This window comes from Streptomyces sp. MMBL 11-1 (genome assembly GCF_028622875.1).
In the GTDB taxonomy this organism is placed as follows: domain Bacteria; phylum Actinomycetota; class Actinomycetes; order Streptomycetales; family Streptomycetaceae; genus Streptomyces.
Map to the genome: position 1 here is coordinate 14,899 of NZ_CP117711.1, position 17,542 is coordinate 32,440.

The following is a 17,542-nucleotide window of genomic DNA, read 5'->3' on the forward strand; positions in this document are numbered from 1 at the left end:
TCGACGCAAGAATGGGAGTTGACTAGATGCGCCACGACCAGGGTACGGGCACCGATCCGTACTGGTCAGCAGCCGGTTTCGGCCAGCTGGACTGGCAGGCGGAGGCTGAACGCCTCTTGAAGGACGCGCCTACCTGGGTCCTGCTGGCCATTGCCGGCGCCGTACTCATCATGGTGCTGCTCGCGGGCTTCCTGGTCCTGTCCCGGACCTCGAAGCGCAAGGCGGAGAGCGACAAGAACCACGAAGCGGCCGTCGCGGTCGCCCGGGAGAAGGAGCAGCCCCTTCCTCCGAAGCCCTTGCACATGGACCCCACGCCGCTGCTCGGCGGTATCGCGGTGTCCCTGAACGGCTTGTGGGGATTCGCCCAGGACACGGTCCATCTGTCGTTCTTCTTCGCGATCGGCTTCGTGACGATGTTCGACGTCCTGGAAATGCGGCTGTTCTCGATCATGTACGAGATGGCGAACGCCGACCCGCGCAGGCGGTGGACGCGCCAGCTCAAGGTGATGAGGGGCACGGCGTGGGCATTCGTCTTCGCGTCGGCCGCGGTGAACGTCGCCCACGCCCCGAACGTGTACGCCGCCCCCTTCCTCGCGATCATGCCGATCGGTGCGGGCTGGGTCATCTACATGCCGCTCAAGAACGCGCTCGACGGCGGGGAAGAGGAAGAGGACACCAAGCGGCCGGAGGGCACGAAGCCCGGTCCGTTCCGGCTCGCCGGCCTGCTGTGGCGGCGTGTGTGGGCCTGGGGCTTCCGTGTGGCGGGCATGGACGTCAACGACCGTGCGGACGAGATGGTCCGCCGGGCCCGCGCCCGGGACGCTGCGGATGCCTCGTACGAACTGCGCAAGGTGCTCAAGGAGAAGGAGCAGCTGGAGGCGGTCGTCGGCACTGCTGTGGTCCCGCGTCGTCGGGGGAAGGTGTCGGAGGAGCAGAAGCGCCTCGCCGCGCTGAACCGGACGCTGGAGAAGAAGGTCCGGCCCAAGGCGCAGACGGCGCTGGAGATGGCGGACACGCAGGACCCTGAGCAGGGCCTGCAGCTCATGCAGCGCATGGCGTGGCTGACCCGGGCCGACGATGTGGCCCTGCTCGACTACGGGCCCGACAGCCCGGCCATGACGGTGCTCGAAGAGCTGAACATCGCGGCGAACGCCGAGTTCGTGAAGTCCAACAAGCGTGCGATCGAGGCGGGCAAGACGGCGGAGGCTGCGGAGGAGACCCGGCGTAAGGCCGAACAGGCAGTCAAGGAAGCGGCGGACAGGCTCGCGGCCGTCGAGAAGGAGCTGGAGCGGACCCGCAAGGAGGCGGAGGAGTCCCAGCAGCAGGTCGTGGCCGAACGGGAGAAGGAAGAGAAGCGGCTCAAGGCGCTCCAGGATGAACGGGCCCTGCTGGAGAGCAGCGACGCCACGGCCGGCCAGCTCTACCAGCGAACCGTCAAGGAACTGGAGGACACCCGAGAGCAGCTCACCAAGCTCATGGAGGAGCGCGGGAAGCTCACCGACTCGACCAGCGAGGTCCAGAAGGAAGCCGCTCAGGCCCGGGAGGAAGTCCTTCGCCTCGAAGGTGAGCGGAAGGCTCTGGAAGAGCGCCTGGGCCTCATGGCGGACGAACGTGACCGGCTGACCACGGTGGCGTCCGACGCGGAGAAGGAAGCGCGGGAAGCGCGCGAGCTGTCGCTGCGTCTGGAGGAGCGCCTGGCCTCGATCGAGCGTCAGCAGGCCGCCGGAGTCGCGGCCCGTGCCCAGCAGCCCGGCCGGGTCGACGCCCGGATCGGCGCGGGGGGCGGCGACACCCGCCAGCGCATCCGCGACCTGCTCGCCGAGATGAGCCCGGAGGACCGGCAGCAGTCCCAGCGGAAGATCGCTGCGCAGCTGATGGACCAGGTGGGCCTCGGCCTCGATGCGGTCCGCAACCACCTGCGGGCCATCGACCAGGAAGACGCAGAGGCTGCGGGCGTCCCCAACCCCCGTGCGGAGGAAGACCCGGAGGACCCGGACGTCGTCGAGGACGACGAGAGGTGATCCCGGAAATCCGCGGACTCTATCCACAGGCCCGGCTCTGGAGCATTGGCGGACCGGTGACCACGGCCGGCGGGATGGAAGGGCCGAACACGAAGGTGTCCGGTCTGGCGGGCAATCTGCCCAGATCATCCCGCCCGGCGGGAAGCTGCGCAACCGCGCGCAGTAGGTCCGTAACGATCGGCAATAACCATGCCGCGCTTGTCAGTGCAGAGACGTATACAGACAGGAGTGGCCCCGGTGCTATCTGAGCTTGGCGGCTACAGCACCGGGGCCCCGACGAAGGAGGAGACCTTCGTGAACGACAACAGTAAGGCCAGCATCCACACCGACTCGACGTCCTCGGACGACTCCGCGGAGGCGACCGAATCCCAGCAGCAGGCCCCGCAGAGCCCGCTGTTCAGCGAGACACCCATCTGGCGCGGCACGGGCGTGAGGGTCACGGCCCTCGCCGTTCCCACCACGTTCCTCGCGGCCGGGGAGGTCGCCCCCACCAACCCCTCCGGCGACGACGCGGGCGACATCGTCGGCACGATCCTCGGCGGCCTGGCCGACGGCGTCGGCAGCGTGTTCTCCGCACAGCCGCTCCTGGCGACCGGGCTGACGGTCGGTCTGGCCGGCGCGGGCTACATGTACGTGAAGACGAACGTGGACTTCGGCCGCGAGACCGACGGCTTCGCCGACAGGAAGCGGCTCAAGAAGCAGATGACCCGCGGCCCGCTGGTCAAGAAGCGCAAGATCCTTCGGCCCAGCCTCAAGGACGTTCCCGCCCGGAAGGTGCCGACCAACGCGGTCGGCTTCTACATCGGACGCGACCGCAAGACCGGCCTGCACCTGTACGCGGCGATCGAGGAGTCGTCCCTGATGCTCGCGCCGATGGGTGCGGGCAAGACGGCCAAGCTGGGCAACTGGCTGCTGGACGCGGTGGGGGCGGTCCTGGCGACCAGCACGAAGTACGACATCGTCGAGCTGACCGAAGCCATCCGGGCCCGGGTGGGCAACATCCTGATCTGGAACCCGGAGGGCCTGGCCGACCGGCAGTCGAACATTGCCTGGGACCCGGTGATCGGCTGCTCCGACCCGAAGCTCGGCATCGAGCGCTCCAAGCGGCGGGCCAAGTCCCTGCTGGAGGGCTCCGACGCCACCAAGGGCATGGAGAACCGGAACTTCTGGACCTCCAGCTCCTACCGGGTGCTCAAGGCGTTCTTGTGGGCTGCCGACGTCGAAGGGCTGACCCTGATGGACGTGGCCCGGTGGTCCAAGCAGCCGCACCGCTACGAAGCGATCAAGATTTTCGAGAAGCACTCGGACATCGCACCCCCCGGCTGGCAGGACGACCTGGAGCAGCAGCAGAAGGTCGACGGCAAGACGACGACCCTGGAGAACGTGTTCGGCACGCTCTCCCAGACCTTCATGTTCCTCGACTCCCCGGACATCCAGCAGGTGATCCTGTCCGCCCACCGGCCCGGCGCGCAGTTCGACACGGACGCGTACCTTCGCTCGCGGGACACGCTCTACATGCTCGGCAACGACAGCGACGTCGGCGGCATGGGCCCGCTGTTCACCTGCCTGACCAGCGAGGTGTACGCGGGGGCGCGGACGATGGCGTCCCGCTCGCGCGGCGGCCGGCTGGACCCGCCGATGACGTTCGTGCTGGATGAGGCGGCGCTGATCTGCAGCGTGCCGCTCCAGCGGTGGACCGCTGACAGCCGCGGCATCGGCATCACGATCCACGCCGTGTTCCAGTCCCCGGCGCAGATCTACGAGCGGTACGGGAAGTACGCCTACCAGACCATCTGGGAGAACTGCATCAAGCTCATCCTCGGCGGCCTGAGCAACGTCGAGCACCTGGAGGACCTCTCCAAGCTCACCGGCACGAAGCGGGTCAAGCAGGAGAGTCAGTCGGAGTCGAACTCGGGGGGCGTGAACGGCACCTCGAACCGCTCTTCCAGCTACACATGGGTGGAGAAGCCGACCATGACGATCTCCGACATCATGTATCTCGACCCGGGACAGATCCTGATGTTCCGCAAGTACATCGGGGGTCCGGTCATCGCCACCTACACCCCGGTGTGGGACCGCAAGGACGTCAAGAACGTGGTCCGGGACAACAAGAGGGCGGCCAAGGCCGAACTCAAGGCCCGCAAGCGCAAGCTCGCGACGGTGCCGGCGGCCCCGGAAGCCAGCCCGTGGGTGGACGCTCCGGTCCCGGACGTGTGGGGCCCGCAGCCCGAGGAACCCTGGGCGCCGCCCGTCCCGGCGGCGGAGGCCAGCCCGTGGACGTCGGACCCGGCGGCCAGCGGCTGGAGCACCGGCGGGTTCCCCGGGCCGCGTGACCACCTGCGGGTCGTGCCCGGCGAGGTCATCGAGCCGACCGTGGCGCAGCCGCTGCCGGAGATGCCCTCGTTCGAGCCGACCGCGCACCTGGTGCCGGAGCAGCCGACGCCGGTCGAGGAGCCCACGGCGAAGGCGGAGCCCGAGCAGCTGCGTGACACCGGCACGGCCGGACCCAACAAGCCGACCGGCTCGGCCGGCCCGACCCGGTCGACCCGGCGTCGGCGTGACGCGGACGACCTGGGGGCCTTCTGATGAAGCTGGAGCCGGGGGACATGCTCCTCGCGCTGGCCCGGGACCTCTCCGAGACCCGAACCACTCTCAGCGCCGGGCTGGAGGACCTCGCCGGACGCCTGGAGGCGGTGGAGGGTGCGGAGTACGGCGATGCCATCGCCGGACTGCGGAAGGTGCTCGGCGACGTCACCGAAGCAGTCCAGAAGCTGCAGGCCAAGGCGGAAGAGGAAGAGCCGGAGGGGCCGGGTACCGCCCCGGACTGGACGAACCTCGACAAGGAGCAGTGCCGGGAACTGTGGGACTGGCTCAACACCTGGTGCAGCAAGGTGCTGCTGCCCGTCTACGCCCCGGACGCCTGGAGGCCGTGCTGGTACCGCCACACGGAGCTGAAATTCCAGCTGACGTGGCTGTGCGCCTACTGGCACTGGGCGTATGAGAAGACGGCACCGCCGACCCGGGCCGCCGAGTGGCACGTCAGGTGGTGGCCGGCCGTCCTGACCTTCATGAAGAAGGAGCTGGCGGAATGCGGCTACGTTGACCCGGAGAAGCTGCGTGACCCGCTGCACGTCATTCCGGCGGACGACTCGCTCGACGATTTCGCCGACAGCGGCCTGCTGGAGTGGATGGACCGGGACATCGAGCGGCGCCCGGACCCGGAGAAGAAGCGCAGCAAGAAGGACCCTGCCGACTGATCGGGCCCAGCTGCAGTAGAAGGGGGAGTCACCCAAATTTGGGTGACTCCCCCTCTGCGTGTGCCGTTCCGCCTACCGGTCCTTGAGAACGTCTTCGGCGGCCTCTGCGATGGCCAGCGCCGTCTCCATGATGGCCTTGAGCGTGTCCGTGCGGGCGTGCCGCAGCAGCTGCCCGTCCGTGAACCCGATGCGCATTCCGTCGAGGACGTCACTCGCGCGGGACGCCTGCTCGGTGAGCGGGTCGGCGCTGGCCTCTCGCTGATCGTCGGCCCCGGGCGCCGCGGCTGCGCTTTCGGGCTCCGGCTCCTGGTGCTCGTCCTCGGCCGCACTCTCCGAGTCCGCGCCCGGGGCGGAGTCACCCAAATTTGGGTGGCCTCCGGGCTCGGCTGGCTCCGGGGCCGGTGCCTCGGGGGCGTGCTCCGTCTTCCCGCTGCTCGACCGTTTGGGCTTGGGCTTCGGCTCGATCGCCAGCTGGAAGGTGTTCGCCGTCGTCAGTGCCGGCGGCTCGGCGGCCTGAGCCAGCCCGACCAGTTCGCCGACCACTTCGGCGGTGACCCGGTGGCGGCGCTCAGCGGCCCACACCCGCAGTGCCACGTACGCGCGGGCGGTCAGGTCCTGGCCGTGCTGCTTGACCATGGGCAGCAGCCGCTGCACATGGGAGTCGGGAATCGAGCGGGGCAGGCTCTGCTGATCGGTGATGGCCTTGAGCAGCGGCCACTGCTGAATCCGCCGGTTCACCTCGGACTCGCTGTCGCCGAACCTGTCCTGGCAGTAGTCCGGCCACGTCCGCCCGTCCTGCCGGTACAGGCGCCGGGAGCGGACGGCGTGCGCCGCCTTCCACTTCATCCACTCGGCCTTGTTGGCGTTGCCGAACGCGGCCTCGCAGTGGCCCAGCTCGTCGACTTCCTCCGGTGTCAGGTCGCCCTCGGCCTCGATCTCCTTGGGCTCGGGCAGCAGGTCCTGGGTGAAGGGCTGGGGCCGGTAGGGCTCCTCCGGGACGACCGGCAACACCGGGTCGGGCTCACCCCCGGGCGAGGGGATGGCCAGCTCGGCGGCCTCGGCCTCGGGTGCTTCTTCCGCTTCCGGCTCCGGTGCGGCGGCCTCCGCCTCCAGCCGCTCCCGTTCGGCCCGCTCCTCTTCCTCCATGAGCTTCTTGTAGTTGACGCTCACGGCAGCAGCCCTCTCTCCTTCATCTCGACGACCAGGTCCCCGAAGTGCGTGTCCTTCGCCCCGGAGATCGGGAAGTTCATGCTCTGCGCGTACAGACCCACATTCGGGATGACCGTGTTGAACACGTTCCAGTCCTTGCGCTCCATGCGCTCCGCGTAGTACTTCGTCATGCCCTCGTGGCGTTTGCTGCTGGGAGAACACCGGTTGAGCAGTACCCATGTGGTGGGCGGCTTCTTGTCGGCGCGGAAGACGGCGCTGCGCAGGACGATGTCCTTGAACGGGGTGGCCTCCGGCGGCTTCTCGACGCGCAGCCAGTCCGCCCGGGTGGGGGACATGTGCAGGATCACCAGGTCCGCGACCTTGAACAGGCTGTCGGTGATCGCGGGGTGGTTCTCGCTGTGTCCGCAGTCCACCAGGCTGATCTTCTTGGGGGGAAGCTCGACCTCGTCGTGGAAGCGGGCGCTCGCTTTGAGGTGGACGGGGAACGAGAACTTCCCGGCCTTCGACCAGTCCCAGAACTGCTTGCTGTGGTCCGCGTCGAACCCCTCGACGTCGAACCCGTGCTCCTGGAGGGCGTGCCCGAGCCAGGCGGTGTCCGTCGTCTTTCCCGCGGTTCGGGGACTGGCATTCACGATGAGCATGGCGCGAGCCTATGGGCATCGCCGAGATCAACACATCACGGACGCCTGCTTCCATCCCCATAACGCCCGCTTGACGCGCGAAAGCCCGCCCCGGCCGGGACGGGCTGACACTGCGGGACGGTCAGGGGGGCGGGCCCTCACTCGAAGATGGGGCGCTCCTCGGCGCTCGACGTCGCCCACTGCACGGTGCGCTTCACGCCGCCGGCGTACCACTCGGACGTGTCCGTCCACTTGTAGCCGAAGATCGCGTCCTCGGCGTGCGTACGGATCAGCGGGACCGGCAGGTCCGGGTACGGGTACAGCTCCCGGGAGATCGGGGCCCACTCGCGCTCACCGAGCAGCCACCGGGTGGTGTGGATGATGGCCTCCAGCGCGCTCGCCACACCCTCGGGGGATACCCAAATCATCCGGACGTCGCCCGGCTCCAGCGGCTGCGAGGCCAGCGCGTCGTCGCGGAGTTTCTCCAGCGCGCTGCGAGAGCGCACGACGCGCGGCGGCAGGTCCTGCGCCGCGGGCGCCTGCGTCGGAGGGGCCGGCGGCTGCGGGCCGCCCTGGTTCCACCACGATGTCTCGGCCATGTTCGTCAAGGTAGCGGCCTCCTGTGACACAGGGCCAGGAAATGAGGCGGGCCAGCGGGTTGGCCGCTGGCCCGTGGCCTACATCTCGATGTCGATGTCGATGTCCGGAGCAGCGGGCGCGGGCGGCTCCGGTGCCGGCGCGGGGGCCGGGGCAGGTTCCGGCTCGGGTGCGGCCGGGCTGCTACCCGCGGGCTCGACGTCGAGGTCCTGGCCGTGGTCGTACCCGGCCAGTTCCCGGCCCAGCCGCTCGTACTCGGCCTCGAAGTCCATGCCGGAGTCGCGGCGCTCGCGGTCGACCTCTTCGGTCTTGGGCTGCGCCTCGCGCTCCCGCTGGGCTTCCTGCTCCCGCTCCTGGGCGCGCTGTTCGAGGATCTGCTGCGCCTGGCGGGCCTGCTCCATCGCGGCCATCAGCTCCTGCTCGGCCGACGGCTGCGGGCTCGGCGCGGCGGCCGGGGCCGCCTCGGTCTCCGGCTCGGCGGTCTCCGGCTCGACGACGGGGTTACGGCGCTCCAGCTCGATCCGGGCGTAGTCGGCCTCTTCGCGTACCTGCTGCGTCTCGGCGAACCACTTCTCCCGGGTCTCGTGGACCTCCTGGTACTGGCGCGCGCGGTCGCCCATCGTCTCCGCGATGTCCCGGCTGGTCTCGGCCCGGTCGAGGGTGTCGCGGACCAGCTCGCTGGGCTCGATGTTCGCCTGGAGCGTGGGCACCTGCTGCAGCGCCATCGACTGGGCGAGGGCCTGCTGGTGCTCGTTGTAGCCGGTCGCCTTCGAGACCTCGTCCAGGGCCTTGTTGATGCGCTCCTCGTGCTCGGCGACCTCCTTGTCCGCCATCTCCTGAGCACGCAGCTCCATCTGCACGGCCTGGTCCTCGTAGTCACGCGACGCCTTGAACGACTTCTGCATGTCGTCGGCGACGTACGGCGGCGCCCACTCCTCCTCGCGCTCGGCACGCTCGACGGACTGGCGCAGGTTCTCCTCGCTCGCGCGGGAGATGTCGGCCAGCTCGTCCGGCACACCAAGGGCGCGGCGGGCCCGCTCCCAGTCCGCGCGCGCCTCGACGGCGCCGTCCGGCGGGGCCTGGCCGATGGCGTCGGCTTCCTTGTCGAAGGAGTGCGCCTCGCGGTACCGCTCGACACGGCCGGCGCGCAGCTCCCAGTCGGCGCGCTCGGTCGGGTCCTCGGGGACCGGGCCCAACCGGTCGAGCGCCCATTGCGGCTGCTCCTCGGCGACACGCTGGCCCAGCCGCTCGGTGCGCTGGTCCATCAGGTCGGCCCACTCGCCCATGAACCGGCCCAGGTCGCCGTCGAGGTCCGGCGTACGGGCGCGGTAGGAGTCCATGGCCTCCATCTGTGCCTCGCGCTCGGCGGCCTGGCGCTGCTTGACCTCGTTGTCCTGACCCGCGTGCAGGACCTCCGTCTCGGTCTGGAAGGCGAAGGACTGGCGCAGCAGCAGCTCTGTGTTGAGCATGTCGTTGGCCTGTGGGTCCAACTCGGGTGCGGGACTGTCGACCAGCTGCTGCAGCTGGTCCTGGTCGAGGGGCTCGGCGGTCGCGGCCTCGATGGCGGCCGTCTCCTGCTGCTGGCGGGTCTCCTCGTCGGAGGCGGCGCCCAGGACCTCGGTGCCCATCTGGGTGGCGAGGGTCTGCTGCAGCAGTTCGTCCTGGTGCGGGTGGACCCGGGCGGCCTCGTCCGCAGCGTCGAGCAGCTGCTTGAGCTCCTCCGGGGTGGCGGTCGCCTGCCCGGTCTCGATGGCGGTGTCGACCCTCTGCTCCTGGGCGGCGAGGGCTTCGCGCTGCTCGGCCTTCTCCGCTCGGATCTGGTCCCGCTCGACCAGGTTGTAGGCGTTCTTGAGGCGGTGGTGCATGGCCTTGCTAGCGTCGTCGGCCGTGTCCAGCTCGCGCGAGCGGGCGGTGCGCACCAGCAGGTCCTCGGCGTCGAACCCGCGCTCCTCGACCGTGCGGGCCAGCCGCATCAGGGAGCCGTACGCTTCGCCGCTGCTGACGCGGGCGTAGTCCTCCGGGCCCAGCGCGTCGAGCAGTGCCTTGCCGTACCGGGTCTCGGCGTGCTGGTCCTTGACCCCGGCCCATGCCGGCTGGATGGCGGCGAGGTGCTCGCGGCGCTCCAGCTCGCCCGCGATGGCCTGGGTGGCGGTCTGCTGCGAGCCGGACCGTTGCAAGGTCTGGTCCAGCGTCGAGAGGTAGTGCGGGACGTCCTCGTCCTTGATCCCGTCGCCGTCCCGGTGGGTGATGACGTAGGCCCAGTTCCCGTCCTGGCCTCGGGTGAGGCTGACGTACAGGGCCTCGCGGGTGGTCTGCTCGTCGACCAGCGAGTGGCAGGGCCCGACGGTGCGGCCCTGCGCGCCGTGCACGGTGCTGGCGTATCCCAGCTCGACGTGCGTCTGGACGTAGGCCGCGGGGAGGTGCATCCGCGAGCCGTCTTCCAGCTGGACCATCAGGGAGCCGTTGTCGCTGATCCCGGTGACCGTGGCGGTCAGCCGGTTGGTGGCGAACTGGCCGCTCTCGCCCTCGATCTTCCGGTCGTTGCGGCGCATCTGGATGACGTCGCCGCGGCCGGCCTTGGTCTCGACGCCGTACTGCTGCCCGGTGCGCAGGGCGACGCCGTCCTCCTCGACCAGGCCGGCGCGGACCAGGTCGGCGCGGGCGCGGGCGGAGAGTTCGGCGGCCGTCTCGTTGTCCGGCGCGACCAGCAGCGGGTTACGCCCGGCCAGCTGGTCGGTGACCCATCCCTGGTAGGCGCGCTCCTTCATCGCCTCGGCTTCACCGCCGCGCAGACGGCCGTGAAGCTCGTACTGGGCCAGCGCCTCGCTGTCGCCCTCGCGCAGCTGCAGCGATGCCTTGGCCTCCCACTCGCGGACCTTCGACTCGCCGGTGACGGGGTCGATGTCGCGGAAGCGGCGGACCTCTTCGAGCGTGTGGACCCCGGGCATCTCCTCGGCGAGCTGGCCGAACATCCCGCCCGCGCCGACGGCCGTGAGCTGGTGGTGGTCGCCGGAGCCGATCATCTTGGCGCCGTACGACTCGACCAGGGCACGGACGCGGTCCAGGTCCGGGGTGTTGGTCATGCCCGCCTCGTCGACGATGACCAGGGTGCCGGGGGCGATCCGGTACTTGTCCGCGTCGGGTACGTGCTTCCCGGCGGCCATGTCGTCGTGCTTCTTGAGCAGCATGGAGATGTTGGCGACGTTGGTCAGGCCCTCGTCGGCGAGGACCTGGGCGGCGCGCTCACCACTGGCCAGCCCGATGACCTGGCGGCCTTCGTGGGCCTCCCACACCTCGGTCAGAGCGGCGAGGGTGTAGGACTTGCCCGCGCCGGCCGGGCCGATCAGCAGGTCGAGCTTGCGGCCGGACGTCGCCGCGCTGCGGACGAAATCGGCCTGCTTGCCCTTGAGCCCGCGCCGGGCGATGACTTCCTCGACCAGCTCGCTGGGCACCGTGGGCCCGCCGCGCTCGCCCGCGAAGGTGCGCATCCGCTCCTCGGTCGCGATGTGGCGTTCGGTCGCGAACCGGTTCACGTTGTTGTCGGCCGGCTCGTAGACGAAGGACCCGTCCTCGCGCTGCAGCTCGACGGGGATCTCGACCAGGTGCGGGGCGGTCGCGCAGACCACGCCGTTGTCGTTGGTCGGGTCCAGCGCCTCATCCGCGAGCCGGTTGAGCAGGTCGCGGACCTCGTGGGCCTCCATGCCGCCCAGCGTGTCCGGCAGCTGGCGGTTCAGCTCGACGATCAGATCCGGGCGGCGCCACGTCGCCTTCTGCTCCTGAACTGCGGCGATGGCGCGCTGCTGGATGCGCTCGGGGTCGAACTCCTTGTAGGGGCGGTGCAGGTCGTGCAGCGCGGACTCGTGCTCGACCTGGTCGGGGACGTTGGCCAGCGAGTCGCGGAACCGCTCCTGGCTGAACGCCTCCCAACGGTCGAGCAGCTGGTCGCGGGTGACGGCGTCGTGCTTCTTCGCCTGACGCTGCTGCAGCGTGACGTCCTCGGACATCCGGGCCAGCACGTAGGGGGAGGGGGCGGTGCCGTACCGCTCCTCGTACGCCTTCGCGACCTCTGCGACCTCGGCCTTGATGGCGACGCGACGGGAGGAGAACCCGTCGCGCAGGTCCTGGTCGATGCCGACGATCTCGCGGGCCTTACCGTCCGGGCGGGTCGCGAACCGCACGCCTTCCGTGCGCTCCAGCTCCTGCTCGGCGATCCGCTCGGCGAGGTGGCCCACGGCCTGCTTGTGGACCCACAGGCCGTGCCCGTCGACCGATCCCCAGGTCACGCGCTCCTCGCCGGTCACCGGGTCGATCTCAACAGCCTTGATCTTGTTCAGGACCGTGGCGTGAACGTGGAGCTGCGGGTCGTCGTCGCGGCTCGTGTGCTGCGCCCAGGCGGAGACGATGAAGCCCTCACCCTTGACGTAGCGGCCGGTCGAGCGGCCCTCGACCTTCTTCCCGTGGTGGCCCAGCCGGGTGTAGCCGGCCTCCTCCTGCATGTGCTCCAGACCGGCCTTCACGCCGACCTTCCAGGCGTCCCAAACGCGGTCCGCCTTCGCGGCGTACTGCTCGGCGCCTTCCAGGTCACCGGCCTTGCGGCATTCTGCGGCCTTCACCTGCAGGCTCGCGTGGTAGACGCTCCAGCTCTTCGGCGCGCTGAACGTCAGGTCGTAGTACAGCGTCGCTGACGGTGAGTGCTTCCGGGTGTCCAGCTCGATCGCCTTGACCCGCTCAGGGGTCAGGTCGACCCCCGGCGTCTTGGCCTGGGCGTCGCTCAGGGCGGCCTCGAACCGCTTCTGGAAGCTCTTCTCGTAGTTCTTCGGGGCGTTCCCCAGCCGGGCGTCCTTGCGGATCTGCTTCTCGGCCTTGGCGTACGCCGGCGTGCCCTCCTCGTGGGGGATCGCCGCGAGACGCTCGTACATCTCGTCGCGCTTACGGGGGTCGATCCAGTCCTTGTAGAGGTCCGTGAAGACCTCGTTGTCGACCGTTCCCTCCAGGCCCAGCTCGGCCGCGCCGTCACCGAGCCAGTAGCCGGGCGGTTCCCCCTGCAGGTCCACGCTCCGGGCGTAGTAGTGCTCAGCACCAGCCGCTACCTCACGGGTGAGGTAGGCGGGGTCTGAACCTGCGGAGATTGAAAGCATCGCGACTCAGAGTAGGCGATTTTCAAGATCATTAACACCCATTGGATCGTGATGCATAGGTGTGAGGGTTTGTGGTTGGTGCATCTAGTTCTACGGTCTGCTGTCGGTCTAATTGATCAAGGGAAGAAAGGGGGTCCGATTACCTGCTCCTGCGGGGGGTCAAAAAGGGTCGTGCAACGGTGGGATGGGGGCCGTCCTGGCTCCTGCTGATGATCTTCCGGCCTGCTGCGGCGGGCTTGGCGCTGCGCGCGGGTTGTACCGAAATGTGCCGCTCGGCGGCTGAGGGCTGCGCCCACCACCTGGGGCGCGCTGGGGGAGGGCCCACCGGGCTGCCGTCGCCGGAACGGGGCGTGCACGCTGGCCACCGGCCGCGCCCGTGCGCTACGGTCGGGCTCGACGTCATCGACCCCCGTGCGGACACCCGCACGGGGGTCGACTGTTACCAAGGGCCGGACGCGAGGGCGGACCGCGCCGTGCAACCACCCCACCCGGCCGGCGCGCTCGCGCGGCGGCCGGGTGCCTCACCGCTCCACCCGCTCACCGGTCGACGGAGCGTGACGAACACGGCGGGTCGAGCGCGCCGCGTACGGACGCGGGGGTGGGAACGCTCACCACCTGGGGAGGCGGCCACGGTCACCAGTCCCCACCCTTCTTCACCACCCCGGTGGTGATCCCCGGGCTGTCGGCCGGTGGTGAGCGACGGCGCGGGTTCGGGGCGGCGGAACGATGGCGGGCGGTGATCCTCACCAGTCGGCGGGGGAGTCTCGGCGGCGGACGGTGGTGACGCTCACCGCTGCGGCGAGGAGTCCGCGGGGGCCTCGGCTGGTGAGTGGGGAGACGCTGCGCGACACGCAAATCCGTCACCGGTGAGCCGTGCTCCCCACCCTTCCCCAACGCGACCGGCCCCGGACGGATGTCCGGGGCCGGTGGTGAGCGGTCGGTCAGAAGAGCGGATTCTGCCGGGCTCCGCTGGGGTTGCCCGCGTCGAGCGCGGCGGCGATGGCGGCCTCGATCTCCTCCGGGCCGTCGGCCGCGGCGATGGCGGCCTGGACCGCCCGCGCCCGACCGACCGCACCCCGTACGTCGGCCAGCGCGTGTCCCGCCAACCGCCTCCGAGCTGCGGCGTCGCGGTTGTTGTCGCCCCTCGTACCGAGTATCCAGTGGCGCGGCTGCTGGCACGGCGGCTCGTCGCAGGTGTGGCGGACGACGTGGCCGGCGGGGATCGAGTCGTGCCCGTGGGCGAGCCGGTAGCCGAACAAGTGGGCGGGGACGACCCTGCTCGTGCTGGTGGTGTGCGACCCGGCGCGGTAGGTGCCGTGGGCGGTGTCGGTCAGTCCGCCGGTCCACCACCAGCAGTCGTCCGGGCCGCGCCGCAGGACGTGGCTCCAGTAGCGGGCGACGGTCTCACCATCGGCCAGCAGCCGTTCCCACCCCACCGTGGCCGGTGACGACAAAGCGACTTCGTCACCACCTTCGAGCAGGACCGGGTGGGGACGCTCACCAGTGAGCTGGTGAGCGTCGGGGTGGTGAGCCTGCCGCTCTTCGGGTCCTGGTGAGTGCGTCACGCTCACCGCCTCACCAGTCCGGCCGGGCCGGGACGGGTGGCGGTGGGGACGGTGTCGGGCCCGGCCCTCACCAATCGGGCCTGCGGCCACGGGTCCTCCCTCACCACCTCACCATCGCCGTACGTGAGCGTCACCCTGGTGTCCCCGGCGTCGGGGTCGTACTCGGCGCTGGTGAGGAAGCGCCATCCCTCGGGGTCGCCGTAGATCCAGACCCACGCCCCGGTGAGCACGGCGCCGAGATCCTTCACGCGGACGTCGCGCACCTGCGGCTCCCAGCCGGTGGGCCCGGCCGGGCCGGAGGGCTGCTCGTCGTCCTGGTCCTCCTCGTCCGGCCCGTCCTGGGAGGCGTGCTCGGCGGTGGCCTCGATGTCCAGCTCGCCGTCGCCGCGGTAGAGGAGCGTGGCGCCGTGCTCGTCGACCTCGGTGTACGGCGGCAGGTCGTCATCGTCATCCGGGTCGCCCGTGCCGTAGGTCCGCCGGCCGCACCCGGGCAGCGGGCAGCGGAAGACCTCCTCGCCCTCCACCTCGGTCCGCTCGGTCGTGGTCGAGCACTCCGGGCAGGGCGGTGTGACGCTCGTCACTTCGGGTCCGTCTGGTTGGCGGGGGCCTGCGCGCTGGTGTGCTGGTGGGGGACCAGGCTCGTCACCTCGTACACGGGATAGGTCCACGGGCCGGGCGTCCACTGGTAGCCCGGCTCGTTCCGCCCGATGCCCTCGATCGTGTAGGTCGAGCGGGTCAGCCGGATCGGCCCGTGGAACTCGAAGCGCTCGGCGACCAGGGGCAGCAGCTGCTCGGCCGTCGCGTCGGGGTCGGGGGTGTCGCCGGGGTAGACGAGTGTCTGGGCGCTGCCGCCGGCCTCCCACGAACGGATGGTCAGCAGCTCCCAGCCGCACTGGTCCGGATCGTCGGTCAGCAGGTCGCCGGGGAACCACGCGGCGACGTGGGTTACGGGGCCGGTGGGGCGCGCGGAGCCGGTGGCCTCGCAGTGCGCGCACTGCCCGTTGCCGTCGCAGTGCGCGTTGCGGGCGGTGGCCAGCTCGCGCTCGACCAGCTGCGTCAGCCACGCCAGCTGTCCGGCCTGCAGCGTCACGGCCGGCGGGGGCGCTCCGTGCCTGCCGCCGTCCAGCTGCAGCGTGAAGGTCTCGGCGTCATCGCCGTCGGTCGGGTACTCCTCGGCGAACCGGGCGAGCATCTCCGCAAGCTCGTCGGCGGGGGAGTTGTACGCGCTCATGCGGTGGCCTCCATCTGCTGGTCGATCTCCTCGGGGAGCAGGTAGGCGTTGCCCCACGGGTTGGGCTCCGGAACCGGGCGGCCGTGGGCGATGTCCCGCAGCCGCTCGCGGCGGCGCTCCTGGACGTAGCCGCGGCAGTGCAGGGCGTCGTGGTCGCTGGTCGGCCAGCCCGACGCGGTCGCGCACCACCCGCAGTGCGGGGAGCGGGTGAGGCGGCGCCGGACGGCGAGGGCGAGCAGGGTGGCGGCGGCGCCGAGCAGGGCGCCCAAGGCGAGCATCACTTCGTGTCTCCGTTCGTGGTGGTGGGGACGGCGTGCTGCTGGAGGAAGGCGCCCGCGTTGGCGGCGGCCTCCTCGCGGGTGTCGTAGGTGGTCTCCTCTCCGGCGTCGCCCGGGGTGCCGTCCGCTCCCTGGCCGATCCACCACCAGCCGCCCTCGATGGCGTGCCAGGACAGATCGGCGGTGCCGCCGAACGCCTCGATCGTCGTCCGGCTCTCCTGGCCCGCCGGCGGTTCGGACATCGCGCTGACGGCCTGTGGCCACTTCTTCCGTGCGCCCTGTCGGGTGATCGCCCACGCGTCGCCCAGCTGCGGGTAGCCCGCACCCCGGATGCCGGCGGTGCCTGCGCTCTCGTCGGCCAGCGTCTCGGCGGCGGTCCGGATCTCGCGCAGCGCCCGCATCCGGGCGAGGACCCAGTCCCCGGCGTCACGCACCACCAGGTGCGCGTTGTCGGGGGCGTCGGCAGGCAGGGCCTGGACGCGGGTGGAGAGCTGGTCGGCCAGCTCGGTGGCGAGGTCGGCAACCCGGGCGCGGACCTGCGCGGACTGCTTCGGGTCGGGGTCGGTCCAGGCCGGATCGCGGACCCGGGACATGTCGGCGGCGAACGCGTCGTCGTAGTAGTCGCTTCCCATGCTGACAACTTAGTTACCCGAACGCTCTCTGACAACCGAGTTACCCGAATTGGAGCGCGCCGATTCGCGGCGGTCCGCGAGGGGCGGGTCACCCAAATTTGGGTGACCCGGGCGCCCCGAAGGGCTTGTTATCAGCTCCGGTTCGTTGTGCGCGCCCGGTCTGGTGTCTGATCTGCGGTGTCGTAGCTGTACGGCCCCCCGGGCGGGCAGATATGACATGGGTCGTCATCGGGCACGCACGGGGGTGGTGGGGGTGAGCGACGTGTGGTCGCTGCGCCGGTCTCCAGAGGGGACGCGACGCGAGCATCGGCGTCAGGAGGAACTGCAGCTGCGCCTGCGCGGGGAGTACGGGCCGGAGTGGTGGGAGGTTCTACCTGCGTTCGCCGGGCTCGCCGTCGTCGTCGGGTTACCCCTGTCCCTCCTGGGGTGGCTGTGGGTCCGCGCTGGCTGGTGGGCTGCGCTGCTCGGTGCCGCAGCTCTCGCGTACGCGGTACGGGCCGCGGTACTCCGCCGTCGAGCGGCGCTGGCCCGCAAGCGCCGGCGCGCTGTGTGCTTCACGCTCGACCAGGTCGACGCGGCCGACGACCGGGGCTTCCGGCGCATCGTCGGGCGGCTCCTGGTCCGCGACGGCTGGGTGGACGTGCGCGGCGTGCGCGTCAACGACGCGGGTGTGGTGCACCTGGTGGGCAAGCGCCCCAGCGGCCGGCGGCTCGGCGTCGCCTTCGAGCGCGGGGTGGAAAACGCCGGGCAGGACGGCCCGCGCAGTGCGGCGGCCCTGCGATCGGTGAGCGCGGCCCCGGAAGCGGAGGCGGAGGAGTCGACCGCAGGTGACCCGCCCGCGCTGCTCCTGGTCGTCAGCTCGGGTTCGTTCGCCCGGGAGCGGGTCCTGTGGGCGGCCCGGACCGACGTCCGGCTCGTCGATCGCGCGACGCTGCAGCGCTGGGCGGCCGGCGAGGACCTGGCGGTGCTCCTCGACCTCGGCACGGACGACGTCCTGCCGAACTCCGCGTGACACGCGCGCTGTGCAGGTCAG

At 70.6% G+C, this 17,542-nt stretch carries 13 protein-coding genes; 4 read left to right on the forward strand and 9 right to left on the reverse strand.

The features are described 5' to 3' along the window. The first annotated feature begins 26 nt into the window (after positions 1-26). The 3 genes from PSQ21_RS37435 to PSQ21_RS37445 all read left to right on the forward strand — a co-directional run bounded on the left by PSQ21_RS37435 (position 27) and on the right by PSQ21_RS37445 (position 5,278). The gene (locus tag PSQ21_RS37435; RefSeq protein WP_274036741.1) at positions 27-2,021 is read left to right on the forward strand and encodes a hypothetical protein; all 1,995 of its coding nucleotides are present in this window, start codon (positions 27-29) and stop codon (positions 2,019-2,021) included. Between the two features lie 294 nt (positions 2,022-2,315). Beyond that, the gene (locus PSQ21_RS37440; RefSeq protein ID WP_274036742.1) at positions 2,316-4,607 is read left to right on the forward strand and encodes a TraM recognition domain-containing protein; all 2,292 of its coding nucleotides are present in this window, start codon (positions 2,316-2,318) and stop codon (positions 4,605-4,607) included. Next, positions 4,607-5,278, forward strand: a complete 672-nt coding sequence (locus tag PSQ21_RS37445) for a hypothetical protein (protein ID WP_274036743.1) — start codon at positions 4,607-4,609, stop codon at positions 5,276-5,278. The genes PSQ21_RS37440 and PSQ21_RS37445 overlap by 1 nt, the downstream gene beginning before the upstream one ends. A 72-nt stretch (positions 5,279-5,350) precedes the next feature. On the opposite strand, the gene PSQ21_RS37450 is transcribed toward PSQ21_RS37445, so the two are convergent. The 9 genes from PSQ21_RS37450 to PSQ21_RS37490 all read right to left on the reverse strand — a co-directional run bounded on the left by PSQ21_RS37450 (position 5,351) and on the right by PSQ21_RS37490 (position 16,509). Continuing rightward, positions 5,351-6,448, reverse strand: a complete 1,098-nt coding sequence (locus PSQ21_RS37450) for a hypothetical protein (RefSeq protein WP_274036744.1) — start codon at positions 6,446-6,448, stop codon at positions 5,351-5,353. Next, positions 6,445-7,089 (reverse strand): plasmid partition protein, encoded by a 645-nt coding sequence (locus tag PSQ21_RS37455; RefSeq protein ID WP_274036745.1) that lies wholly within the window; start codon positions 7,087-7,089, stop codon positions 6,445-6,447. The genes PSQ21_RS37450 and PSQ21_RS37455 overlap by 4 nt, the downstream gene beginning before the upstream one ends. A 137-nt stretch (positions 7,090-7,226) precedes the next feature. Beyond that, positions 7,227-7,667, reverse strand: coding sequence for a hypothetical protein (locus PSQ21_RS37460; RefSeq protein ID WP_274036746.1), 441 nt, complete (start codon positions 7,665-7,667; stop codon positions 7,227-7,229). Between the two features lie 78 nt (positions 7,668-7,745). After that, positions 7,746-12,803, reverse strand: coding sequence for a MobF family relaxase (mobF, locus tag PSQ21_RS37465; RefSeq protein WP_274036747.1), 5,058 nt, complete (start codon positions 12,801-12,803; stop codon positions 7,746-7,748). A gap of 941 nt (positions 12,804-13,744) precedes the next feature. Beyond that, entirely contained in the window at positions 13,745-14,257 is a 513-nt protein-coding gene (locus tag PSQ21_RS37470) for an HNH endonuclease (protein ID WP_274036690.1), read from the reverse strand. 113 nt (positions 14,258-14,370) lie between these two features. Further along, complete coding sequence (locus PSQ21_RS37475; RefSeq protein ID WP_274036691.1) at positions 14,371-14,949, reverse strand: hypothetical protein; 579 nt, start codon at positions 14,947-14,949, stop codon at positions 14,371-14,373. Continuing rightward, positions 14,946-15,599 carry a hypothetical protein gene (locus PSQ21_RS37480; protein WP_274036692.1) on the reverse strand — a complete coding sequence of 218 codons (654 nt, stop codon included), beginning with the start codon at positions 15,597-15,599 and terminating at the stop codon, positions 14,946-14,948. The genes PSQ21_RS37475 and PSQ21_RS37480 overlap by 4 nt, the downstream gene beginning before the upstream one ends. Beyond that, positions 15,596-15,877 (reverse strand): hypothetical protein, encoded by a 282-nt coding sequence (locus tag PSQ21_RS37485; RefSeq protein ID WP_274036749.1) that lies wholly within the window; start codon positions 15,875-15,877, stop codon positions 15,596-15,598. Before PSQ21_RS37485 ends, PSQ21_RS37480 begins: the two co-directional genes overlap by 4 nt. Then, positions 15,877-16,509 (reverse strand): hypothetical protein, encoded by a 633-nt coding sequence (locus PSQ21_RS37490; protein WP_274036693.1) that lies wholly within the window; start codon positions 16,507-16,509, stop codon positions 15,877-15,879. Before PSQ21_RS37490 ends, PSQ21_RS37485 begins: the two co-directional genes overlap by 1 nt. Before the next feature lie 253 nt (positions 16,510-16,762). Between PSQ21_RS37490 and PSQ21_RS37495 the strand changes: the two genes are divergently transcribed. Further along, complete coding sequence (locus PSQ21_RS37495; protein ID WP_274036694.1) at positions 16,763-17,521, forward strand: hypothetical protein; 759 nt, start codon at positions 16,763-16,765, stop codon at positions 17,519-17,521. Positions 17,522-17,542 lie beyond the last annotated feature (21 nt).